At 64.9% G+C, this 22,933-nt stretch carries 18 protein-coding genes; 2 read left to right on the plus strand and 16 right to left on the minus strand.

Going from position 1 to position 22,933, the window contains the following annotated elements; genetic code table 11:
• Positions 1–92 precede the first annotated feature (92 nt).
• Entirely contained in the window at positions 93–2,993 is a 2,901-nt protein-coding gene (locus tag ACFCU0_RS01260) for a carboxypeptidase-like regulatory domain-containing protein (RefSeq protein ID WP_434971841.1), read from the plus strand.
• 70 nt (positions 2,994–3,063) lie between these two features.
• Here ACFCU0_RS01260 and ACFCU0_RS01265 read toward each other — a convergent pair whose 3' ends face one another.
• From ACFCU0_RS01265 to ACFCU0_RS01335, 15 genes are all read right to left on the minus strand, one after another.
• Complete coding sequence (locus tag ACFCU0_RS01265; protein ID WP_434971842.1) at positions 3,064–3,969, minus strand: hypothetical protein; 906 nt, start codon at positions 3,967–3,969, stop codon at positions 3,064–3,066.
• Positions 3,970–4,143: 174 nt separating this feature from the next.
• Positions 4,144–4,968, minus strand: a complete 825-nt coding sequence (locus ACFCU0_RS01270) for a zinc metalloprotease HtpX (protein WP_434971843.1) — start codon at positions 4,966–4,968, stop codon at positions 4,144–4,146.
• Positions 4,969–5,113: 145 nt separating this feature from the next.
• Positions 5,114–5,863, minus strand: a complete 750-nt coding sequence (locus ACFCU0_RS01275; protein ID WP_434971844.1) for a CPBP family glutamic-type intramembrane protease — start codon at positions 5,861–5,863, stop codon at positions 5,114–5,116.
• Positions 5,864–5,960: 97 nt separating this feature from the next.
• A complete protein-coding gene (locus ACFCU0_RS01280) occupies positions 5,961–6,989 on the minus strand; it encodes a LysM peptidoglycan-binding domain-containing protein (protein ID WP_434971845.1) in 1,029 nt (342 codons plus the stop codon).
• Between the two features lie 99 nt (positions 6,990–7,088).
• A complete protein-coding gene (locus ACFCU0_RS01285; protein WP_434971846.1) occupies positions 7,089–7,418 on the minus strand; it encodes a tetratricopeptide repeat protein in 330 nt (109 codons plus the stop codon).
• A 169-nt stretch (positions 7,419–7,587) separates the two neighbouring features.
• Positions 7,588–8,361: a TPM domain-containing protein gene (locus tag ACFCU0_RS01290; protein WP_434971847.1), complete on the minus strand. Its 774-nt coding sequence runs from the start codon at positions 8,359–8,361 to the stop codon at positions 7,588–7,590.
• 101 nt (positions 8,362–8,462) lie between these two features.
• Entirely contained in the window at positions 8,463–9,062 is a 600-nt protein-coding gene (locus ACFCU0_RS01295; RefSeq protein WP_434971848.1) for a LemA family protein, read from the minus strand.
• A gap of 143 nt (positions 9,063–9,205) precedes the next feature.
• Entirely contained in the window at positions 9,206–9,778 is a 573-nt protein-coding gene (locus tag ACFCU0_RS01300) for a hypothetical protein (RefSeq protein ID WP_434971849.1), read from the minus strand.
• Between the two features lie 184 nt (positions 9,779–9,962).
• Positions 9,963–12,887, minus strand: a complete 2,925-nt coding sequence (gene ppc / locus ACFCU0_RS01305) for a phosphoenolpyruvate carboxylase (RefSeq protein WP_434971850.1) — start codon at positions 12,885–12,887, stop codon at positions 9,963–9,965.
• Positions 12,888–13,230: 343 nt separating this feature from the next.
• Positions 13,231–14,679 carry an alpha-amylase family glycosyl hydrolase gene (locus tag ACFCU0_RS01310; protein ID WP_434971851.1) on the minus strand — a complete coding sequence of 483 codons (1,449 nt, stop codon included), beginning with the start codon at positions 14,677–14,679 and terminating at the stop codon, positions 13,231–13,233.
• Between the two features lie 306 nt (positions 14,680–14,985).
• Positions 14,986–16,488: a TrkH family potassium uptake protein gene (locus ACFCU0_RS01315; RefSeq protein WP_434971852.1), complete on the minus strand. Its 1,503-nt coding sequence runs from the start codon at positions 16,486–16,488 to the stop codon at positions 14,986–14,988.
• 49 nt (positions 16,489–16,537) lie between these two features.
• Positions 16,538–17,887 (minus strand): Trk system potassium transporter TrkA, encoded by a 1,350-nt coding sequence (gene trkA, locus ACFCU0_RS01320; protein WP_434971853.1) that lies wholly within the window; start codon positions 17,885–17,887, stop codon positions 16,538–16,540.
• Positions 17,888–18,055: 168 nt separating this feature from the next.
• The gene (locus tag ACFCU0_RS01325; RefSeq protein WP_434971854.1) at positions 18,056–18,742 is read right to left on the minus strand and encodes a potassium channel family protein; all 687 of its coding nucleotides are present in this window, start codon (positions 18,740–18,742) and stop codon (positions 18,056–18,058) included.
• Positions 18,743–18,889: 147 nt separating this feature from the next.
• On the minus strand, positions 18,890–20,446 hold the full coding sequence (locus tag ACFCU0_RS01330) for a TrkH family potassium uptake protein (RefSeq protein ID WP_434971855.1): 1,557 nt from the start codon (positions 20,444–20,446) through the stop codon (positions 18,890–18,892).
• Between the two features lie 241 nt (positions 20,447–20,687).
• Positions 20,688–21,053: a hypothetical protein gene (locus ACFCU0_RS01335; RefSeq protein WP_434971856.1), complete on the minus strand. Its 366-nt coding sequence runs from the start codon at positions 21,051–21,053 to the stop codon at positions 20,688–20,690.
• A gap of 399 nt (positions 21,054–21,452) precedes the next feature.
• On the opposite strand from ACFCU0_RS01335, the gene ACFCU0_RS01340 reads away from it, so the two are divergent.
• Positions 21,453–21,809 carry a hypothetical protein gene (locus tag ACFCU0_RS01340; RefSeq protein WP_434971857.1) on the plus strand — a complete coding sequence of 119 codons (357 nt, stop codon included), beginning with the start codon at positions 21,453–21,455 and terminating at the stop codon, positions 21,807–21,809.
• 96 nt (positions 21,810–21,905) lie between these two features.
• Here the strand turns inward: ACFCU0_RS01340 and ACFCU0_RS01345 are convergent, their stop codons facing one another.
• Complete coding sequence (locus tag ACFCU0_RS01345; protein ID WP_434971858.1) at positions 21,906–22,916, minus strand: hypothetical protein; 1,011 nt, start codon at positions 22,914–22,916, stop codon at positions 21,906–21,908.
• Positions 22,917–22,933 lie beyond the last annotated feature (17 nt).

Below are 22,933 nucleotides of genomic sequence, written 5' to 3' on the forward strand. Positions count from 1 at the left end.
GCAGGGCCAGGCCCGCACATCTGCATCGGCCCGACGTCTGCCCCCTCCATCGCTCGCCCCGTATCCGACGCATTCGGCGTACACTGGTCCCGATGGCTTTTCGGTCCTCCATTCCGTGGCTTCTCGTCGCCGCCGTGCTCGGGCTCCTGGTCCGACCGGCCGGATCAGCTATGGCGCAGGACACGTCGGACACCGCGCCGCCGCTCGCCGCCGCCGATACGGATTCGCTCTACAGCATTGCCCTGCGCGGCGTCTCCCTCCCGCGCGCTCTCGAACGGTTTGCGGCCGTCACCCGGGCCTCGATCGCATACGATACGGACCTGGTTCGAGGCCAACGGTCTTTCTGCACCCGCCGGTCTGCGCCCCCGCGGGAGCTTCTACGCTGCATCCTGGACGGCACGGGTCTCGACTACGTCCTCACGTCCAATGGCACCTACGTCGTCGTCGGCTCGGCCCGTCAGCAGCCGCGGTACGGGCAAATCGCCGGGGTCGTGGTCGACGAAAGCACGGGCGAGCCCCTGCCCGACGCCAACGTGATCCTCGCGGACGCCTCGACCGGGACGTCCACGAACCCATCGGGGCTCTTCCACCTGTCGGATCTTGTCGAAGGCCCGCATGAGGTGATGGTGTCGTACGTCGGGTATGAAATGGCCGTCGTACGCGTCGATGTCGAACCGGGCGAAAAGACAAAGCGCCGGATCGAGCTCACGCCCCGCCCGCTGCTGACAGAGCCGGTGATCGTGGATGGCCTCCAGCCGCGTCTGCCGTCCTCCTCGCTGGGACGCGAGGAGGCAAAAGCGGGCGACCTGGAGCAGCCGTCCGCCGGGACCGGGACCGGCGACATCGCGCGGACCGCAGGGACCCTGATGGGCGTGGCCACGCAGAGCCCTCTCGCCGACCTCCACATCCAGGGCGGCGCCTCGGGCGAGCACGAGATGGTGCTGGACGGCGCACCGGTCCGCAACCCCGTGAGCGTGGGTCGCCTGATCAGCGCCTTCAGCCCGCTGGCACTCGGGCGGCTGACCACGCACAAGGCCGGGTACGGGGCCATGGAAGGCAGCTTTCTGTCCGGCGTGGTGGAGCTGGAGCACGACCTCACGCGGCGGGATACCCGCTGGGTCAGCATGAGCGCGGACCCGGTGAGCACGAACGCACGCGCTCAGGGGACGACCACGATCTACGGCCGCCCCGTCACCGCGATGGGGACAGCGCGGATCGGGATGTGGCAGGTGTACCAGGATCCGGCGCTTCACGAGATGATCCGGGACTGGTCGTCCCTGGACCCGCTTCTGGCGCGCGCATGGGCCTACCCGGCGCTCCCCTCCAGCGACGCGTCCTTCCTGAGCACGGCGGCCTCGGGTAGCAGCTACAGCCACCAGCCGACGGCTCAGTTCTCGGACTGGCACGCCGCAGCGCGCGTTGAGATCACGCCGTATCGCTACCTGTTCGTCTCAGGGTACCACGGGCGAAGCACGATCGGCGCCAGCCTCCTGACGGATGTCGGCAGCGAACCCTCGGCACCGAACAACCCGACGAGCACGAGCCCAACAAGCGATGGCACCACCCAGACCGCACCTGCGCCGTCGTACGACCGGTATCACTGGAATAACACCGTCGGCCAGGCCCGGCTCGAGTGGCTGATTGGAGACCGGACGATCGGGTCCGTGCAAGCGTACGGCAGCCACTACGACGCGCGGTCGCGGTATCGCGTCGGCGAGCTGGAGGTGCAGGACACGGTCGACGGCGGCCCAGGCTCCTATGGTCTCACCGGGCTCTGGCGCCCGGACGACCGGAACCGGATCGCGGAATTCGGAGCCAAAACGCGGCTGGACATCGGGCTCTCAGCCCACCGCCGCATCGACGTGGAGGCGGGCGTCGAGTATCTTCGCAGCCAGTTTCGCGTCAGCAACGCCTTTATCCCGACCCTCCGGCACGACCTCGAGGCGACGCGCGCCATTCTGGCGGCCAATGCCGAGTGGGCATTGAACACCTCTACGTTCCTGGAGGCCGGTACCCGGCTCACCTACGTCACCTCCCGGCAGACGGTCTACACCGAGCCGCGACTCGCCATCCGCTACGACGCCCCGGACACACCGATTGGCGGCTATTCCGTTCGGCTCGCCGGCGGCATCTACCGGCAGTTTACCAGCCAGTTCGACATCAGCCGTGACGGAGCCTCGGCGGTTGTCCCGACGGCAAGCGTGTGGCTGCCAACCGACCACTCGCTCGCGCCCCCACGTGCCTACCACCTCTCCGCCGACGGGCTCTGGACGCCGGCGCCCGGTTGGCGCGTGAACCTGGAGACGTACGCGAAATTCCAACCGCACCTCCTCGCGATCGACTATCCCGCCCTCCGGTCCGGCATCGCCGTCTACGGGACCGGTACACCGGACCAGAGCCGGTTCATCTCGTCGAGCAACGGCCGTGCTGTGGGCGCCGGCCTCCGGGTCGCCTACGAATCGGAAGACGTCGAGGCCTCGGTCTCCTACCACATCAGTCGATCGGAGCGGACGTTTCCGAACCGGTTCGACGAACGCCGCGTCCCGACGCCCTGGAATGAGCCTCATCGCGTGGACGCGCAGGCCGAGGTGGACGTCGGCGCCGGGTTCTCCCTCCAGACAAGCTGGACGGGCATCTGGGGGCGTGCCTGGGGATTCCGAAAGGCCTACTACGACTACCTGACGGGACCGCGCCCCGCCCGGACGACCGTCGGCTACAACCGGGTGGCCAGCTTCATCGAGCGCCCGTCGACGCCGAACTTCAATCGCCCCTCCACCGATCGCCTGCCCGCGTTCCTGAATATCGACGCGGGACTCGGCTACAACCGGACCTTTGGAAACGTGGAGCTCGGAGCCCTGCTGCAGGTCTCGAACGTCCTCAACCGTCGCAATATCATCGACCGCAGCCTCCTCCCGGCGACGTTCGGCTACGACATGCGACCGCGAACCCTCCCCGGTCGGTTGCCCACGCTTTCCCTGACGGCGAGCTACTGACGCCCGGTTACCGCCCTCGAAGGAAAGCACGGGCAAGGTCGCCGGCACGTGTTCGTCGCGCATACTCGCGTCAGGCATCCACCTCCAGCACGACGTATCGGGACAGGGCCCAGAACGCATCGGGATCGTGGATAAGGAGTCGGCCCGACTCAATCGTGTAGAGGTCCGGGGCGTGCCGGTGCGTCGAGAGCATGGTGGCCGCCCTTCCCCCGAAAGACACGACCGTCGTTTCGATCGTGACCTCGTCAAACAGGTCGGGCTGAATGGAGCGAAGCGACGACGTGCGCAGGAAGCGCTGGTCGATCACTCCCTTTGCCTCGAGGGTCGCGGCCGACTCTGCCAGCACGTACGCCCGTTGCAGGGACGAAACCGTCGAGAACAGCGTCCGCTTCTCCTTCTCCACGTCCGCCTGATGATGACGGAGTGAATCCGCTACGTATGAGAGCGAGTCCACCACGGCAGTCCACCGTTCGGCGTGCGCCTCGGCTTCGGTGAGTTCTTCGCGCAGCGACGCTACAACCCCGGTCAGATCCGGCGGTGGTGCCTCTTCCTCATTCTGGTGTCGCAGGCGCTCCGCCTTCTGCTCCCCTTCCTGCAGTGTCGACTCGAGGACGGACAGGTACATCAGGAATTGCCGTTCTGCGGCCCGAATGGAGCGCTCCGTGCGGGGAAACTCCGACTGCAGGTAGACCGGCTGATCCACGCGAATGCCGCGGACCAGCCCCTGCCGGGTCGAAACACCGGCCACGTCGTCGATCATCTTATATACGAGGCGCGTCATGGAGCGGAGCCGATCGTCCTTCTGCCGCCCCGCAACGAGGAGGCGCTGATTCCAGTCCTGCAACTGCGTGATCTGTCGTTCCTGATCCCGAGCCTGCTGGTCCTCCGGCGACGAGGACGTGCGCGTGCACCCGTTAAACCCGAGCACGCCGAGAAAGACCAGGGCCGTGGCGATCAAAAGCGCGGGGAGACGCATGGCACCGGAGGAAACGTGGGCGATGGCAGACGGGGCCGCTGCGAAGGGGGACCGCACAGCAGAGATTTTCCCGTGCCCGAAAGGACGCGCGCCCGCCCCGCCCCGGTGAACTCCTCGCGCCCACTCTCGCAGTGTTTCTGGCGCATCAAACCGTAAGGCGCACGGTCGTCTGCGCTACGCCATCGACTCCAGCTGCTCGACGCGCTCTTCCGTTGGCGGGTGCGTAGAGAACAGCGATTTGAGCCCGGACAAGCCGCCGGAGAAGGGGTTGATGATGAACATGTGGGAGGTCGACTCGCTGGCATTGCTCATCGGCTGGTGGGAGGCTGCGCGGTCGATCTTGCGAAGAGCGCTGGCCAGTCCGTGCGGGGAGCCGGCAATCCGTGCGCCGTCGCGGTCGGCAGCAAACTCGCGCGAGCGCGAGATCGCGGCCTGGATCAGCATGGCGGCGAGCGGGGCGAGGATCAGCATCAGAAGGGATGTGATCATTCCGTTTCGGTCCCCGCGATCGAAGAAGATCCCGAATCGCGCGAGGAGCGTGACGCCAGCCGCAAGGGTGGCGGCGACAGTCGACGTGAGAATGTCCCGGTTTTCGACGTGCGCCAGCTCGTGGGCGATCACCCCGGCGAGTTCGTCGTGGTCCAGGGTGCGCATGAGGCCGCGCGTCACGGCTACGACGGCATGGTCCGGGTTGCGGCCGGTGGCGAACGCATTGGGCTGGTCGGACGGAACGATCGCTACCTTCGGCATGGGCAGGCCGGCATTTCGCCGCAGCCGGTCGACCATGTCGTACAGCTCCGGGGCATCGCTCCGTTCAATGGGTTCGGCGCCGTGCATCTTGAGCACGATCGACGAACTGAACCAGTAGCTGACGCCATTCATGAGAACAGCGAAGATGAGGGCGATCATCATGCCACCCGGTCCGGCCAGAGCGCGGCCGACCAGGGCGAAGAGCACGATCATGACCGCCATCAGGGCGGTGGTGCGGAAGGTGTTCACAGAAGGTAGACGGTTTCTCAGAGTCAGTGTGGGCCGGGCGATGAACCCTGTCGAGTTCGCAGCCACGAGTCGTACTCCACTTCATGGTATCGAGGGACAACACCCGTGCCGCGCGGCGGGCATCTGCCGATCTGACAGCCGCCCGTTACCCGAAGACGCCCAGCGTGAAGTAAATGTCGTAAAGCGCATGCGTCCATGCGGCCACGCCGAAGCCTCGGAGCAGAAAGAGAACGTTGAGCGCAAGGCCGAAGAGGAAGCGAAACGTGAAGGAGTCCAGCGCGAAGGGGTCGCCGAGCGCCCCGACGTAGTGGACGAAGCTGAAGATGCCGGCACCGATGACGGCCGCGGCAACGTAAGCCGTCGTTTCTCCGGAAAACATCCAGCGAAACAGCAGAAACAGCCCACCGACGAGCAACACGCGAAACACGAGCTCCTCATACAGACCAGCCCCGATGGAGAGGGCCAGCTGCGTCCACAGATCGTGCGCCATCTGCGGGCTCGGCCAGGCGGCAAAGACGGCGGCGACCATCTGCCCGACGAGTCCGGCCACGAGAAGGGCGTACACGGCGCTTTCCGCGATAATACCGGCAAAGTACCGGGCCCGTAGCGGGATGTTGGATCCGCGTTCATACACCAGAATGCCAATGCCGATGGCGACGACGACACCGGCAAGCACCCACGGCGCCGGCCCGCCGAAGAGAGCGACGATCTGCTTCATCCACACGTCCGCACCGATCCGCACCGGGCGCCCCGACCCGTAATTCGCCACGGCAATCATCACCTCGTAGGCGACAAGCAGCGGGAGCGTGCTCAGAAAGCCGTAGGTACCGGTACGCGTCGCAGCCCAGTAGGCGGACCGAAGCGTCCGATCAGCGGCTGAGGACGAAGAAGGCACGGAGGAAGCAGCGCGTAAAGGAGGAAGCGGGGGATGGAAGGAGACGGACGAGGAAGAGACGAGCGATGTTACCCGCCGCCCCCTGACAACCCCTTCACTACCGGCCGGTCTCAACCCAGACGATACGAAACTGAAGGCTCGTTCGATCCTTCTCATCGAGCCCGAGTCGTGCGGCGACGGCACGGGATACGTCCATGACGACGTCGTCCTCTACCGGTCCGCGATCGATGATGCGGACGAAACTGTGCCGTCGGGCACCGGGGTGCGACAACAGGACCACGGATCCGTACGGGAGCGTGGGATGACTTCCAACGAACGCCTCCGGATCGTAGGTCTCGCCGCTTGCGGTGAGGCGACCGGAAAACGCATTCGGATAAACGGCTACGGCGCCGGCAGTGTCGGGGGCCGGTGGCTCGGCGTTGCCCCGGGCCGCGCGACCGGGAATGACCAGTTGCTGCCCGGGCTGAATCGTCGCCCCGTCCAGGTCGTTTTCCGTCTGCAGCGCCCGAACGCTCACTCCGTACGACCCTGCGATGCTGTACAGCGTCTCGCCCGGCTGAACGGTGTGAGAGGGCGCGCCGAATCGCGAGGGAAGAAAGACCGTCCGTCCCGGCTCCAGCGGCGCCCGGAGGCTGTCGTTCATGGCGTAGAGGGTGTCGGCCGTGGTACCGAACCGGAGAGCGATGTCGATGAGCGTATCGCCCGACTTCGCCGTCGTCCGTCCGGAAGCAGATGTGGAGTCTGCCGCCCTGCCACCGGGGTCCCCGTCGGAGTCGACAGCAGCAGCCGTCGTGTCCGGCGGTCGACTCGAGGGCTCCTGCCCGCTTTCCTGCGGGGCGGGCGTGTCGTCCCCCGTGAACCTCGCCGGCGACGGAGGACGCACCCGGAGCGTTTGTCCGATCTGAATGCCGGAGCCGTCCAGATCATTCCATTCCCGCAACGCCCGGACGGACGTGCCAAACCGTCGCGCGATCCCGAACAGCGTGTCGCCCTCCTGAACGGTGTAGGTCGGCGACTCCGCCTGCGGTTCCTGAGCCTGAACGGGCCCGGCAGTCCCGACCAGCAGCGCGAACATAGCACCCGTGGCGAGCAAAACGCAACGTCGTATGATAGCAGACGGCGGCATGAACGTCGTTCGTATCAGCGTCCGTGAAATTGCGGCGCCCGGCGGAAAGCAGTGGTTCGTCCTCGTCCCCTTCAGATGGGCCGGCTTCTCCGATCCGGGTTATGAATCGAAGCCGACGCCTTCCGCCTTCAGCTTGGCATCCTGGAGCTCGGACAGGTTCTTGGTGTCACGCTGATCCCGGGCGACCTCAATTCCCTGATCGTACGTCTCGATCGCGTCGGGCGTGCGGCCGAGCTGCTCGTAGAGCTTCCCGAGATGGTAGTACGTGCCGACGTAATCCGGGTCCGTATCCACGAGCTCCTCGAACAGAGCCAAGGCTTTTTCCGGCTGGTCGCGCTTCAGGTATTCCTGGGCGAGCGCAAAGCGCACGAAGTTGTCGTCCGGGTCTTCCTCGTAGAAGTCCAGAAGCTGGTCGAGACGATCGGGCATGGCGGGACCGGTCGGTGAGCGGAACGGGAGCGGTAGAAGGAAAAGCGCACGCGGGATCGTCCGTTCCGATCATCGCGTCCCGTACACGGAACGTTTCGACACGCTCACGCACGAGGGCGCCGCTGCGCCATCGGACGGGGATCGCGGGCTCGCAGGGTCGGCGTCCGTTTCACCACGAACCGCCGGCCCCGCCGCCGCCGAAGCTCCCGCCGCCGAAGCCACCGAATCCTCCGCCGCCGAAGCCGCCTCCTCCGCCTCCGCCAAAGCCGCCGGGAGATCCCCAGATAAACACGTCGCCGCGGCGACGCCTCCGGCCGTCACGGTCGTCGGAATCGCCTCGTCCGGAGGTGAACACGAAGTAAAGGATGATGAGCAGGACAAAAAAGAGCGCACCGGAGCCGTCGTCATCCCCTGTCTCCCGCGCGGGCCTCTCCGAAGCGGTGTATTCGCCCCGGGCGGCAAGCATCAGGGAGCTGGTCGTCCGGTCGATCCCCTCGTAGAAGTTGCCTTTCCGAAAAGCGGGGCGCATAACGTTACGGACGAGGTCGGACGCAACGGCGTCCGGGATGCTGCCCTCCAGCCCGTATCCGGTCGCAATGAACATCTGCCGCTCGTCCCGCGAAATCAGGATCACGGCTCCGTTGTCTTTTCCTCCCTGCCCGACACCCCACTCACGCCCCAGTTCCACGGCGTAGTCGGCGATGGGTGCTCCGTCCAGGGTTGGGAGGGCTATGACGACAATGGCCGTGGACGTCTCCGACTCGTAGGTGCGGAGTTTCTGGGACAGCTGCCGCTCTTCGGTGTCCGAGAGCAGTCCCGCGCGGTCCAGCACGGGGCCGGAGGGACGCGCCGGAATATCGAACCGCTGCCCGAACCCGGTCGCGGGCTGGAGAAGCCAGACCAGGAGCAGCAACAGGCCGGTGGTACGAAGAAGGCGAAGCACGGTGAGGCGGGGCGGGGAGCACGATATGAACGAACAGCAGAGCCTGCGGGGCCGGCAGAGGCCGACCCGCAACCTGCCGGGGCGACGGCACGAACGCAACCCTAATTGAAGTCGACCGTCGGTGCGTCCTCCGCGCCGGACTCGGCCTCAAACGGCTGACGCGGCTGGAATCCGGTGATTCCTGCGATGATGTTCGTCGGGAAGGAGCGGATCTCCGTGTTATAGGTCGACACCGCCGCATTGTAGTCCCGGCGTGCCACGTTGATGCGGTTTTCCGTCCCCTCGAGCTGCGCCTGCAGGGTCTGGAATTGCTCGGTCGCCCGGAGCGTCGGGTAGTTTTCCGACACCATCAAGAGCCGGCCCAGCGCCTGCCCGAGTTCGCCCTGCGCCTGCTGATACTGCCGGATTTTTTCCGGGTTGTCGAGATCCTCGGCGTCGATCTGGACCGACGTCGCCCGAGCACGCGCCTCCGTGACCTCCGTCAGCGTCTCCTGCTCGAAGTCGGCCGCGCCCTGCACGGTGTTGACGAGGTTCGGGATAAGGTCGGCCCGCCGCTGGTAATTGGACTCCACGTTGGCCCAGGCCTGGCGCACTGATTCCTGCTGCTGCACCATGCTGTTATACGAACTCACGCCGCCGCAGCCGCCCACCAGAAGCAGGAGACCGAGGATGACGAGAACAATCGTTCCTTTGCTACGCATCGAGTCGAGTCGATATGTGAGGGAAAGAAGGAAGGGACCTCTCCGCGTCCATCAGCATCGCGGGATGTGTCGTCGGTTCGACCGCACTACGTATCAGAGACCGTGAGGGTTGCAGGAGGCCATCGATCGACGGCTCGCGTCGCTCACGCCTCGTCGCCGAAGGTGACGACGAGGTCCGGGGGCGTGTACCGCCGAATCCTCGTCTCATGGTCCGGATGATCGACGCAGAGAATCACGAGGCCATAGTACGCATCGACCCGGTCCAGAAAGTACTCGACCGTCGTCGGCTCGGCCTCGCCGTCGATGTCCGGGCCTTCGGAATGCACGTGGGCAAACAGCGCGTCCACGTTTTCAAAGTAAAGCACCGCGTCTTCTTCGGCGGCATGGTCAAAGGCCTTGCGCAGCGCATTCTGCGTGTGAATGCGCCGTTCTCCCAGAAGCATGGGCACCTGAAACTGATGAACCGTCGGCGTGGCGTGCTCGGTGAGATGCGCCAGCGCCTGCTGGCGGCTGGGCCGGTCTCCATCATGAAACACGATCATGATACCGTGCTCCCCGTGCCCGGACGAGACGGATGGTAGCTGGTTGACCGCGTCCGCGAAGGCCGCCGTGCCGTAAGCTATTGTCGGGACGGCCTCGGGCCTTGGTTTTGAAACGTCGGGCGAGGCCGGATCGGGCTGGCGCTCGCTTCCTCCTGGCGTCGGGTCATCGGACATGGCTCCACCCTCGTCAATGGTTGGCAACAATCGGAAGACGGGCAGGATATGGGAACCGCTGGCGGCGGGCTCTACGTGCGCGACCCCTCTCGCCGGCGGTGTAATTTGGCCCGTTGTAGCGCACGGTTGAGCGGCTTGTTCCGGCCTGTTGCGAGCAGCGATGCCGTCGGCCGGTCCGGACGCCTCAGCCGGTGCTCTGCATGGCGGCGGCGATGCCGTTGATGCTTAGAAAGAGCGCCGTCCGGAGGGATTCGCGGTGCGCCTTACTGTGCCCGTTCTCTGATGCGGTTGCGCGATCCCGCTCGATGAGCTCGACCTGCAGGAGATTCAGCACGTCCGTATACGGGTTACGGAGGCGAATGGACTTTTGCAACACCGGCGTGTTGTCGAACAACTCATCCTGTCCGGTGATCGTGAGGATGGCGTCCCGCCCCCGCTGAAAATCGGTTTCAATCGATTCGTGAAACGACGTCGGCCCGGTCCGAAGCGACGTGTCGTAGTGCCGTGCAATGGAAAGCCGCGCGCGGGCCATCTCCCGCTGTGCGCTGTCGAGAACGGCGGTAAAGAAGGGCCATTCGCGGTAGCAGTGCCGGAGCATGTCCAGCGCCCCGTCCACCTCCGCGAGGACATCGGCCAGCGCGGCCCCCGTCCCGTACCAGCCCGGCACGATGTAGCGCGCCTGCGTCCAGGCAAAGACCCAGGGGATGGCGCGCAGGTCCTCGAAGTGGACTTCTTCGTCGCTGGACCTGGAGACGGGCCGGGAGGCGATCGGAAGGCGGGAGATGTGCTCGATCGGGGTTACCTCCGTATACCACGGCCACCAGTCCGGGTCGTCGATCATGGCCCGATAGGTTTCCATGGCGCGTGCGGCCAGCTCATCCAGCAACGCGGCAATCTCCGTCTCCCGTTCAGCCAGCCCCACCGGCCCGTCGGATGCGCGATCGCCCGCGGACCGCGCCGTCGCCGTGAGCGTCGCGCTGACGAGCTGCTCGACGTGTCGGCGGGCAAGTTCGGGCAGGGCATACCGGAAGGAGATGATCTCCCCTTGCTCGGTGAAGCGGATCTTCCCGTTGTGCACGTTGGCCGGCAGGGAGCGGATGGCCTGGTACGTGTGGCCGCCGCCGCGCCCGACCGTCCCACCGCGACCGTGGAAGAGGCAGAGGTCGATGTCGTAGTCGTCGCAGACGACGCCGAGCCGGTAAATGGCCTTGTGCAGCGCCCAGTTGGCCATCCAGTAGCCGCCGTCTTTATTCGAATCGGAGTAGCCGAGCATGATCTCCTGAAAGCCGTCGCGGCGGGCGAGGTGGGCGGCGTACAGGTCGTCCGTGAAGAGCGCCTCCATGCGATCGTCGGCGGCGTCGAGATCTTCGATCGTCTCGAAAAGCGGGACAAAGTCCATCGGGCACACGAACGCGTCGGTATCGGCATCCACCGACTCCACGCGGCCGATGCCGGCCTCCTTCGCCAGCAACATCGGCTCCAGCAGGTCGCTGACCGAGTGCGTCATGCTCACGATGTACGCCCCAACGGCATCGGGGTCGACCTTCAGCATGATGCGAAGGGTGCGAAACACCTCGAGGAGCGTGCCGGCCGGATGCGGCAGGTCGGCGCCTCGCGGGACCAGCGGGCGCGGGTTGGACAGCTCTGCGCGGAGAATCGTCAGCTTTTCCTCCTCGGACAGTGCCGCATAATCATCCGTCACGCCGGCATGGCGAAGCATCTGGGTCAGCGCCTCCTCGTGCACGCCCGAGTGCTGGCGCACGTCCAGAGCGGCCAGGTGAAAGCCGAACGTGTCCACGAGCACCCGGAGGCGATGGAGGCGACCCGTCCGGCCCGCGTCCTGCACGCCGTGCTGCTCCAGGCTTTCGGCAATCAGTTGCAGATCGTCGGCCAGCGCATTCGCGTCGTAGGCATGCTCGGGGGGGCCGGCAATCAGGCGAGCGATGTCGGCGGCATCCACTGTTTCGCCCGTGGGGACGGCGTCGCGGAGGGCGCGGAGTCGATGTTCGATGTAGGCAAGCTTCAGGCGGTAGGGCTCATTCCGGTAGCGGTGGAGCGTGTCGCCGTCGAGGGTGATCTGCCGTGCGTCCGCCTCGATGGAGGCAAGCAGCGCATCGGACACGTCGGTCTGGTTGCGCGACTGGCTGAGGTCGTCTCGCAGGTCGTCGAGTTCCTCCAGGAGATGGTCGAGCGTGGTTCGTCGCTGGCGCGCGAAGGTCCAGCGCGTCACGTTCGGGGTGACGTTCGGGTTGCCGTCCCGGTCGCTCCCGATCCACGACCGGTACGTCAGAAAAGCCGGAACGTCCGCCGTCGTGTCGTAGTGGCGACGCAGGGCCTGCTGCACGTCCTGGTGGATGCGAGGAATCGTGTCCCAAATACCGCCGTGGACGAAGTAATGGCCCTGTTCGACCTCCTCTTGAACCGTCGGGCGCTCGGAGCGAATTTCGTCCGTCCCGAGGAGGAAGGCGATCTGATCGTAGAGCTCGTCGAGCGTTGTGGACCGCTCGTCGGGCGTCGCGTCCGGACTCTGCAGCGTCGCAAGGAGCCCGGCGATGCGCTGCTGCTTCTGGAGCACCGTCCGGCGCCGCGCCTCGGTCGGATGGGCCGTGAGCGTGGGCGCAATGTCGAGGCGATGAAACCAGTCCAGCACCTCGTCGATCGTCGCGCCGCCCTGCTTGAGCCGGTAGATCGCCTCATCGATCGACTCCGACCGCGGCGTTTCATCTACGTGGCCGTCCCCGGAGCCGAGCGGCCAGTCCCCCGGACCAGACCGTCGCGCCCGCTCCCGGTTGATCCGGATGATCTCCTGCTGCTCGGCCTGGTTTACCAGGTGAAAGAAGGAGGTGTAAACGTGAAGGACCTGGACGATCTCCTCGAGCGTCATCTCGGAAATTCGCTCCGCCGCCTCCTTGCGAAGCTGGGGGTCGTCGTTTCGCTCGGCCCGCTTACACAGCAGCCGGAGCGACTCGACGCGCTCGAACACGTCGTCCCCCATTTGCTCTCGGGCAATCTTTCCGAGCATCCCGCCCACCAGGTTGACCTGCCGGCTGAGGGGGCGCGAAATGCCGGTTCCTTCGGTTTCGAGGTCGAGTCCTTTCCATCGAGGCATAAGCGGGAGCCGTCATCAAGGGGAAGCCGTCAACACTGCCGATCCACATCGGGAGGCAATGCACGTCCAGAACATACAGTGCATCGGGCGGGGCCGCCACCGCCCGCCGTTGCCGATGCGTAACGATGTCGCGTGTAGAATATGTTCAGGGGTCAGCGTTGTCGGACTCTTTTGGTGTTGTGGTTGTCGGGTGGGCGGTCCGTGAAAACGTCGCTCGGTTCGCTCGGTGCTCCAACAAAAAAGCGTCCCGGCCCGGGTGAGCGGGGCGGGACGCCTGGATTCGGTCGCAACGGGCATCCGTCCGTTTCAGAATGGCCACGTCGCCTTCGAGATGCACCGGGCGCTATTCGCCGACGCGCAGAAGGTGGTACCCGTACGGCTCCAGCGTTAGCTCCGGCCCACTGACCGATGCGTCCGTCATCACATCGACCAGAGACTGCTCGGCGTACTCGGACGGCAGGGTGAGCGAGACCTCCTCGCCGCGGACGTTCACGACAACGAGCAGCTCGTCTTCCTCCGTGGCCCGGGAAAAGACCACCGCGTCCTCCGCATCCGGCGTGAGGATGTCGAAGTCCCCGTTCTTCATCACATCGGACGTGCTGTAGAACTGCAGGTAGTCACGATAGAAGTCACGTAGCTCGCTTTGCTTCGACCAGTCGTACGGCGTGGCTTCGAAGAAGGAGATGGTGTCTTCCACGCCGAGCTCCTGTCCGTTGTAGACGAGCGGAACGCCGGGGAAGCTGGTTGCGAGCACGAAGGCCGCCTCCGATCCTTCTTCGCCCCCGAAGATGTCGAGCGGTGATGCGTCCCAGGCGGTCTCATCGTGGTTGGTGGTAAAGCGGAGTCTACGGCTGGCGCCGGGCAGATCCTCGAGCGTCGTGTCGACCTGAGTGAGAAGCTCGGATGTCGGGGCGTCCTCTTCCCAGACGCGCTTGATGGCGCCGTAGAACGGCCAGGCGTAGGTCAGGTCGAAGCCGACGCTGTGCATCTCCGGCTCGGCGGCCTCGGCCAGCATGAGGACGGGGCGTACCGTCTCCAGCGTGTCGATGGCCGCATTCCAGAAGTCGAGCGGCACCTGGTGGGCGACGTCGCACCGGAACCCGTCAACGTTGTACTCCTCGACCCAAAACTTCATGGCGTCGATCATCTTCGTCCGCATCTCGCGGTTTTCGAAGTTGAGGTCGACGACGTCGGTCCAGTCCGTCGTGTCTCCGTCCAGCAACGGATACGTAAAGCGGCCGTCGACGGGCCCCTCGGTGTAGTACTCCGGGTGCTCGCTGACCCACGGATGATCCCACGCGGTATGGTTGGCGACCCAGTCGATGATGATGTACATGTCGCGGCTGTGCACCTCCTCGACGAGGGTGCGGAAGCCTTCATCTCCGCCGTAGTCGGGATTGGCTGCTTTGTAGTCTTTGACCGCGTACGGCGAGCCCAGCGGCCCGATGTCGGTCTTGGCCCGCTCTTCCCCCACCGGATGAATGGGCATCAGCCAGAGCGTATTGACGCCCATGGCCTTGAGCGAGTCCAGTCGATTGACCACGCCCTGAAACGTCCCTTCCTCGGAGAAGTCCGGGACGAAGATCTCGTACATCACGACGTCGTCGACCCATTCCGGTTCGCCGACACCGGCATCTGCGGTAATGTCGAGCGGCGTGGACGCCGGCTGTTCAGACGGTGTCTCGGCAGCGGGGTCGGTGTCCTGTCCGCCGCAGCCGGCGATCAGGAGCGCGGTCACGACGACGGCGAAGACCGCGGAGAGAAGGCGATGGGACGCAAACGATCGAATCACGATGAGGGACGGGTCGGATGTCGAAAGAAAGTGGCGACGGCCCCGCGGACACATCTACCGGCCCGCATGGCTGGGTGATAGCAAGTATAGGACGCAGCCGGGACTCTGTCTACTGGTTCGAGAGAATGGTAGGGGGCAACGCCAAGAGTCAGTAACCGTCCGGCGTTACGGATGTGTTAACCTGTGAATGTGTTAAGGTCTGAATGTGTTAGCGTGTGCTAACGTACCAACGCATCAACGTACCAACGCATCAATGTACGCAACCCCCGATCCCCACTTCCCAATCCTCAATTCGCAAACCCACCCCTACCGTCGCCAGAACGTCGGGGCGAGGAGGATCAGGATGGTGTAGATTTCCAGGCGGCCGGCGACCATGAGGAAGGACAGTACCCATTTTCCGAGCGCCGGGACGTGGGCGTAGTTCTCCGTGGGTCCCATCGTGCCGAAGGCCGGGCCGATGTTGCCGATGCAGGAAAGCGCTGCCCCGAACGCGCTCATGAGATCGAGCCCGAGCGCGGCCATGACGAGCGTCCCGGCGAAGAACAGACCGAGGTAGAGGACGATAAACGAGAGCACATTTCCCATCACGTCCTTCGGGACGACCTTGCCGTTGAGGCGGATCGGAAGGATGGCCTGCGGGTGAACGAGCTGCTTGACCTCCCGGAACGAGTTCTTGACGAGCAGCACGTGACGGACGACCTTCACGCCGCCGCCGGTCGACCCCGCCATGCCGCCGATGAAGAACAGCAGGAAGACCGTGCCGATCGCCAGCGTGGGCCACAACTCGTAGTCGGCCGTTCCGAAACCCGTGGTCGTGATAATGGCGACCGACTGGAAGGACGCATACCGGATGGCCTCGCCGATCGACGAGTACGCCGTAGCCGCTGCATCGGCCGCGAACCAGCCTGCGGTCGGGGACCAGGTCGCAAGGGCGATGAGCGTCGTCGCACCCAGGGTGATGCCGGCGTAGACCCGGAGCTCCTCGTCCCGAAAAACCGTGATGGCTTTGCCGCGAAGCATGCGGTAGTGCAGCGCGAAGTTCATCCCCGCCAGAAACATGAAGAGCGTGATCACGCCGTCCACGTAGGCGGAATCGTATTGCCCGATGGAGCCGTTCTCCGTCGAAAACCCGCCTGTAGCCATCGTCGCGAAGGCGTGGTTGACGGCATCGAACAGGTTCATTACCGGCAGGAGGGCCAGCACCTCGACGGCGGTGATGCCGACGTAGATGAGCCACAGGCGGCGTGCCGTCTCCCGCACACGAGGCGTCAGCTTGTCTGCGGACGGTCCGGGCACCTCCGCCTTGAAGAGCTGCATGCCGCCGACGCCGAGGATGGGCAAGATCGCAAGCGTTAGCACGATAATCCCCATGCCGCCGAGCCAGTGGGCGAGGCTGCGCCAGAAGAGAAAGGCGTTCGGCATCGACTCGATCGGCGGTGTGTTCTCCCCGCCGAAGATAGTGGCACCCGTCGTCGTAAATCCGCTGACCGTTTCGAAGTAAGCATCCGTGTACGACTCCAGCACACCGCCGAGCACAAACGGCAGCGCGCCGATGAGTGAGAGCACGATCCACGACAACGCGACAATAGCAAACCCTTCCCGCGCGCCCACGTCTTCCCGCCCCGGCGTCCCGAGCGTGTACCACGATACGCCGCCGATCGATACGGCGATGGCGGCGCTCACCAGAAAGCTCCATGCGGACGGCTCCCCGTAGATCGCGCCTACGGCCGCCGGCATGAGAAGGGCGACGGACAGGAAAAGGAGCAGTCCACCGAGCGTTCGGGCGACGACATTCCAGTTCAGGACCACGAGCGGACGGGCAATCGGTGAGGAAGAGGGTTTGTGCGCGACGCGGGGATCACGCACTGAAGAGCTTCTCGGCCGCGGTCACGTTCTGGGGAAGCACAAAGACAATGGCCGTGTCGCCAGCCTGGATGTGTGTGTCTCCGGTAGCGATCTCCGTCTTGTCGGTGTGTTCGACGGCGCTGATCATGATTCCACGGGGCAGGTCGAGCTCGCGGAGGGCTCTTTTGGTGGCCCGCGATCCGGGTTCAGCTTTGATCTCGAGCACCTCGGCGTCGAGGCCATGGACGGTGGCGACGCTCAGGACGTGCTTGCCCCGCAGGTAGCGGCGAATCTCGCGCGAGACGGCGAGCTTTTTACTCACAGCCGCGTCGAGGCCGATCGCCTGACTGATCGGAATGTACGCCACTTTCGACAGCAAACCGACGGTCTTGTAGACGCCCAGGTGCTTGGCCATGAGACAGGCCACGAGGTTGGACTCCTCATCATCGGTCACGGCCACACAGGCGTCCATCTCACCCAGACCCTCACGAACGAGCAGGTCCATGTCGGTCGGGTCGCCCTGAAGCACGAGGACGTCGTTCAGGCGCTCGGCCAGCCGTTCGGCGGTTGCCTGATCCGGCTCGATCAGCTTGATCCGCATGCCACCGTGGCTCGACAGGCGATCCGCCACGGCTGCGCCCACGCGCGTCCCGCCCAGGATCATGACGTTCTTCATGCTCACGTTGCCTTTCCCCATCACCCGGGCAACCGGCGTGACGTACTTCGGCCGCGTCAGCACGAACACCTGGTCGTTGGCGCGGAGCACCTCGTCGCCGCCCGGTAGCACGGTATGCAGACCCCGGACAATCGCCTGCACCCGAAAGTCGAGCTCCGGGTGCTCGTGCACGACATCTCGAAGCTGTTTCCCGACGACCGGCGCGTCCTCGTCCAGTCGCATGCCGACGAGGTTCAGGTGTCCGTCGCAGAACGTGAGCAGGTCCGTTGCGCCGGCCCGCTTGATCAGGCGGGCCACCTCGGCCGCCGCGCTTTCCTCTGGGTGAATCACGACGTCGATCCCGAAGTCTTCCGCCTCCAGTACGGAATGCGTCCGCGCGAGCTCGTCAGACCGGGTGCGGGCCACGGTTGTCGGGACCCCCAGCCGGTCGGCCATCATGCAGGCGATCAGGTTGACTTCATCGATGGCCGTCACCGCGATCAGCATGTCGGCGTCGCGGATGCCGGCCTCCTCCAGCACCATCGCCGACGTCCCGTTGCCCTGGATCGTCATCACGTCGAGCTTGTTGCGAACGCGCTGGAGGACGTCGTTCTCAACATCGATGACGGTCACGTCGTGCTGCTCGAGGGCGAGGAGATGGGCAACGTCGAAGCCGACTTCGCCGGCACCTACGACAATGGTTTGCATGGACGATCGGACAGGGCTTGCTGGAGAGAATCGCGGCCCGCGGACGCCGGACCGGTCTGCAAAAAAGATGACGATGCGTCCAAACGCCAACGAACGCCCTTCGGCTCCGTTCAATTTTCCATACATCCTCTCTCGCGATCTCGCGGCACAGGCAGATCCCGACCCGAGTCACTCCTCCAGGCGGTTTCGGATCTCCTCGTCGGCCATGTTGGCCAGTTCTTCGAGCCGTTCTTCCGTTCCCGCCAGAAGCAGCGTGTCGGTGGCCGCCAGCGGCTCATCGGGGTCAGGTGGGATGGACACCTCGTCGTTCTCCGTGTCGTGGATCGCGACGACGGTCAGGTGAAACCGGTTGCGAACGCCGATCTCGCGGAGCGTCCTGCCCCGCCACTCGTCCAGCACCACCATCTCCTGCACCGACACGTCGCCCGCCATCCGGACGTAGTTGAGCACGCCGTACTCCGACACCCGGCTGGCCAGATTGAAGGCCGATTCACGCTCGGGAAAAATCGTCTCGGAGACCCCGAGCGCTGTCATGATGCGGGCATGGTCCCCGGAAACGACCTTCACGTAAATATCGTCCACGCCCAGGTCCTTCAGCGCCAGCACGGCGAGCATCGATGCCGTCATGTCGTCGCCCGTGCTCACGATCGCTGTGTCGGCATCGGCCGCACCCGCCTGCTTGAGGACCTCGCTCTGCCGCGCATCGCCCACCGCAGGACGGGACGCATGCGGCGCGATCCGGTCGACTGCATCCTCGTTGACATCGATCGCAATCACATCATGCCCACGCCGATACAGCGCCTCTGCGACGCCCGATCCGAAATTTCCGAGACCGACAATGACGAATCGCTTCATAGGTGGGCGGTTGGGCGTTGATGCGTTGGGGCGTTGGGGCGTTTAGGCGTTGGGGCGTTTGGGCGTTGCGGCCGAAACGGACGAGCCAGAACAATAATCTACAAGCATCCACACATTAGCACATTCATACATTCACACCTAAAAGGACTACCCGACGGCGACGTCTTCGTGGGCGTACCGGAAGCCGCCGACGATGGGTTTCCGGGGCTGCGACATCGCTGCGGCGACGGTGAGCGGGCCCACGCGGCCGATAAACATGAGGACGATGGTCGTCCACCGACCGGAAATCGTGAGGTCGCCGGTTATGCCGGCGGAGAGACCGACCGTGTTGAACGCACTCACCGCCTCGAACAGCACGGCCAGAAAGGTGCCGTGTGACACTGCCTCGCCGATGCCTTTCATTTCGAAAATGGAGAAGAGGAAGATGCTCACGGTCAGAATCGCGAGGCCGGTCACGAACAGTCCAACCGCTTTTTGAATGGTGGGCTCCGGGATCGAGCGGTTTGAGATGCTCACCGTGGCCATCCCCCGCAGGCGAGCCCAGGCCACGAGGCCCAGGATGGCGAACGTCGTGGTCTTGAGCCCCCCTGCCGTCGACCCCGGCGACCCGCCGATCGACATGAAGAGGATCGTGAGGAAATTGGTATGAGCTCGCGTGTCAGCGTAGTCGATCGTGTTGAACCCGGCCGTTCGTGTCGTCACGCTGGCGAAGAGACCGTTCGTCACCCGAGCCCAGGAGGGGAGGTCGGCGAGGGTGTTGTGCCACTCGAACACGGTGAACGCAAACCAGCCGGCGACAATCAACAGAGCGGACGTGCCGAGGACCAGTTGCGAGTGAATCGACAGGCGGAACCGTCCGCCGTCGGGCGAACGGCCTCGGTTCCAGAGGTAGAGCTCCTCGAGGGTGAGAAAGCCAAGCCCGCCGACGATGATGAGAATCATCACAATGATAAGCAGGGGTACGTTCATCTGAAACCCCATTAGCGACGTCGTGAACGTCGAGAAGCCGGCGTTGCAGAAGGCGCTGACGGAATGAAAGATCGACGGCCAGACGGCGCCGCCCCACCCGAATTGCGGCACCCACGCGGCATACAGGCCGAGGGCACCGACCATTTCGATCCCGAGCGTAAAGCGGAAGACCGCGCGCGTCAGGTCGCGATAGTCGATGTCGCGAACGACGCTCGACGGGCCGGTGGCGATCGACTCCTGGCGCAGCGACATGCGTTTGCCGAGCGCCACGATGATAATCGACGTAAACGAAATGATTCCGAGGCCGCCGAGCTGAATCAGAATCAGAATGTAGGCCTGCCCCCATGTGGTGAAGTAGGTCGCCGTGTCGACGACGATCAGGCCGGTCACACAGACGGCGCTGGTTGCTGTGAACAGGGCGTCGAGCCAGGACAGCCCCGAACCGGTGTACAGCCCCGGAAGCACCTGGAACCCGACGGTCCCCAGCACAATGAGAAGCAGGAAGGACCCGACGAAGAACTGTGGGGGCGTCACCTCTCGCCACCGGTTGCGAAGTCGGGTTCGCCAGTCGGGTTCTCTCTGACCCTGGGGCACGGACCGCTTCACCGGCGTGGCCGACGACGGAGCGGTGCTCCACGGAGATGTGCTGTCCTGCGCCTTGTATTCCTGCGACACGGATTCCTGGGACGCGGAGGACTCGTGCACGGAATCGTCGTCCGGGGCGGCGTCGGACATTGAGGCGAACGCGTGAATAGGTACGGTGTGCGCGACAGGAAAGCTATAGGCGTCGAACGTTCGCCCGGGGAAACGTTTCCCCGGGTCTCGACGGTCATTCAGGGACGCGGCGTAGCCATTCGCGGCCCGTACGAACGGGCGGTGGAGCTCCGTGCCAACGGCGTAGACGCGACATAAGAAAACGCCTCGGTACTGAATGTACCGAGACGTTCGTTCAGACGGTGAGACGGAGCGGGAGCGGTCAGGGCGCGACGTGCGGTGGCGCGTCCGTCGCCTTGCCTCCGTCGCCGCCGGGGCGACCGGTTTCTGCGACGTCGGGACGAAGCTGCCGGCGCATGGCGCGTGGGAAGCCGACGCGGATGGCATGTGCGAGAAGGTGCGGGGTGGGAGCGAAGGCGTGCCATCGCGCACCGTGAGCACGGGCCACATAGTATACGGAGGCGGTGTGCTCGGACTCCGTGGTGACCGTCCACCGGTGCAGCGGGACCCCTCCACGGCCACCCGTGTCGACATCGCGGATCGCATCTGCGATCAGCCACTGGTAGTCGTCGGACCCTTGAATGAGGCCGCCAAACGTAATCGCGTTCCGCGTGGTCGAACGAGGCATAGAAACGGTTGCGCCCAGTGAGTGTGCAGAGTCGACCGAGCGACACGAAGGCGCTTCCTTCCCCGGGGACAGTGGGACTGGACGGTGCGCAGAACGCTGGTAGCATATACACGCAGGGTACCCGCGCGCGTTCACCGAGAATCGGTAACAAATCGGCCAAAGGGCTCGAAGACAAGGGGTTTGGAGCATGCCCTACGCACTTCTGGATTCCGTTCCGCGTCGCTCTACGCCGCGATTCCGGTACGCCGCCGTTGTCGCCTGAAGACACAGGCGGCCCGTCGCGGTCTGGACGCGAATCCGCCGTCAAAACGCTGCGTAGAGAAGGACCGTCCGAACGCATCTCCCGGATGCGCGTGACATCATCGTTCCCGATTTCGACTCTTCCTGCCGTACGTCCGCATGATTGAGCTAACCATCCGCAATATTAAAGAGATCGCCAACCGTCACTCCGGGCACGTGTCCGTGTCGGCCGGGCAGTCGATGGGCGTCGACATCGGCGGCCGTGTGCGCAACGAGATCGCCAAACGGCTGAAACAGAGCCTGGAATCCGGTGATATTGAAGCCGACGTGACGCCCAGCGGGGCGAACCGGATCAAAATTGACCTGAAAGACACCAGTCGTGCCGCCCGGAAGCAGGGGATCATGACCTGGCTCTTCAGCAAGATCTTTACCGGGACCGTCGAGAAGAAGATCGCGGAGGATCTGCAGAAGCAGCTCAAACGCAGCGGGATCAAGGTCAAAATCGATATCGACTGACGCGCATGTGGCAGCGCGAATAATGCCTCACACGACGGCCACGCTCCGCCTGGAGCATGCGTTAGGACTGGGGCGGCATCCCGGGTATGATCCTTCTTACGCGTCGACCTTGATTGCCCGGGTTTCGGCATGCAGCACCGCCTCCATCGTCGCGACGACGTGCCGCGAACCGACGGTGCCCCGTTCCTCCCGGCCGGTCGCCGGATTCATCTCGCGGCGGTCGTGAGGAAAGACGAACTGCCACTCCCACCCGTCGCCTGTACCGGGAAAATGCGCTTCCACGCTGGGCGGCACGGGAGCCCATCCGTGGCCGGCCTCGCGGTCGTCCCGGTGCAGCGTGCGAACACGGGATAGCTGCACGCGCAGGGCGTCGGCCAGTTCGGAACTGATCCTTACGATCCGGTCGCACCGCCCGCGGACATCGCGGACCACTATTTCCGCGTCGCCGCCCATGGCCGGCTGCACGTGAACGTCACCCGTTCGAAGATGCGCCGCCTCCGTGGGGGAGAGCCCGGCCTCGAAAATGAGCCTCGCCATCAGCCGATACGGTCTGTTGAGTTGCCGTAGCACGATCTCGCGCGCGTCCCGGCTCCACTCGTCCTTGTGCGCCGGCACGGACGGTCGCCGCGACGGAACGCGGAGCACCACGTCGTGGAGAAACGTAAGCGCCTCGCGTGCAGCCAGAATGGCGTCCTCAATCGCGCCACGCGTCCGCATTCGCCGGAGGAATGTCTCCGTGGTTGCGGACCCGGGCACCTCGTCCTGCCACGCCAGCCACCGAAGGTATTCGACAGCCCATCTCGGGTACGTCTCCCGCTGGCGATCCGAAAGCCCGGGAAGCCGGCGAATGATTTTAGGAACGGACATCAGCAGGAGCGCAGACGACCGCTGACTCGGATCGTCATGCAGGAAGGATGACGGCGACGCCTCGGGAGAGGCGCCGACGGCCGGAGCAGTGCCAGAACGGGCGGTTGCCGTTCGGGCGACCGATGGATTCGTGCCCGTGCGTACGGGCACGGACCGAACGGCAGAGGCGGGAGGGTCGGGCCAGAGCGTGCGGCGGGACGCGTCCGAGGATCGCGACCGCGAAGCGGCAGAAGCGGACATGGCCGAAGGGGGGATGC

Source organism: Longibacter sp. (genome assembly GCF_051155795.1).
Classification (GTDB): domain Bacteria; phylum Bacteroidota; class Rhodothermia; order Rhodothermales; family Salinibacteraceae; genus Longibacter.

What these genes read in the sequence shown, in the direction of transcription:
- ACFCU0_RS01260 (WP_434971841.1), top strand. Translation starts at nt 93, where the DNA reads ATGGCTTTTCGGTCCTCCATTCCGTGGCTTCTCGTCGCCGCCGTGCTC.
- ACFCU0_RS01265 (WP_434971842.1), bottom strand. Translation starts at nt 3,969, where the DNA reads ATGCGTCTCCCCGCGCTTTTGATCGCCACGGCCCTGGTCTTTCTCGGC.
- ACFCU0_RS01280 (WP_434971845.1), bottom strand. Translation starts at nt 6,989, where the DNA reads ATGCCGCCGTCTGCTATCATACGACGTTGCGTTTTGCTCGCCACGGGT.
- ACFCU0_RS01285 (WP_434971846.1), bottom strand. Translation starts at nt 7,418, where the DNA reads ATGCCCGATCGTCTCGACCAGCTTCTGGACTTCTACGAGGAAGACCCG.
- ACFCU0_RS01295 (WP_434971848.1), bottom strand. Translation starts at nt 9,062, where the DNA reads ATGCGTAGCAAAGGAACGATTGTTCTCGTCATCCTCGGTCTCCTGCTT.
- ACFCU0_RS01300 (WP_434971849.1), bottom strand. Translation starts at nt 9,778, where the DNA reads ATGTCCGATGACCCGACGCCAGGAGGAAGCGAGCGCCAGCCCGATCCG.
- ppc (WP_434971850.1), bottom strand. Translation starts at nt 12,887, where the DNA reads ATGCCTCGATGGAAAGGACTCGACCTCGAAACCGAAGGAACCGGCATT.
- trkA (WP_434971853.1), bottom strand. Translation starts at nt 17,887, where the DNA reads ATGCAAACCATTGTCGTAGGTGCCGGCGAAGTCGGCTTCGACGTTGCC.
- ACFCU0_RS01325 (WP_434971854.1), bottom strand. Translation starts at nt 18,742, where the DNA reads ATGAAGCGATTCGTCATTGTCGGTCTCGGAAATTTCGGATCGGGCGTC.
- ACFCU0_RS01330 (WP_434971855.1), bottom strand. Translation starts at nt 20,446, where the DNA reads ATGTCCGACGCCGCCCCGGACGACGATTCCGTGCACGAGTCCTCCGCG.
- ACFCU0_RS01335 (WP_434971856.1), bottom strand. Translation starts at nt 21,053, where the DNA reads ATGCCTCGTTCGACCACGCGGAACGCGATTACGTTTGGCGGCCTCATT.
- ACFCU0_RS01340 (WP_434971857.1), top strand. Translation starts at nt 21,453, where the DNA reads ATGATTGAGCTAACCATCCGCAATATTAAAGAGATCGCCAACCGTCAC.
- ACFCU0_RS01345 (WP_434971858.1), bottom strand. Translation starts at nt 22,916, where the DNA reads ATGTCCGCTTCTGCCGCTTCGCGGTCGCGATCCTCGGACGCGTCCCGC.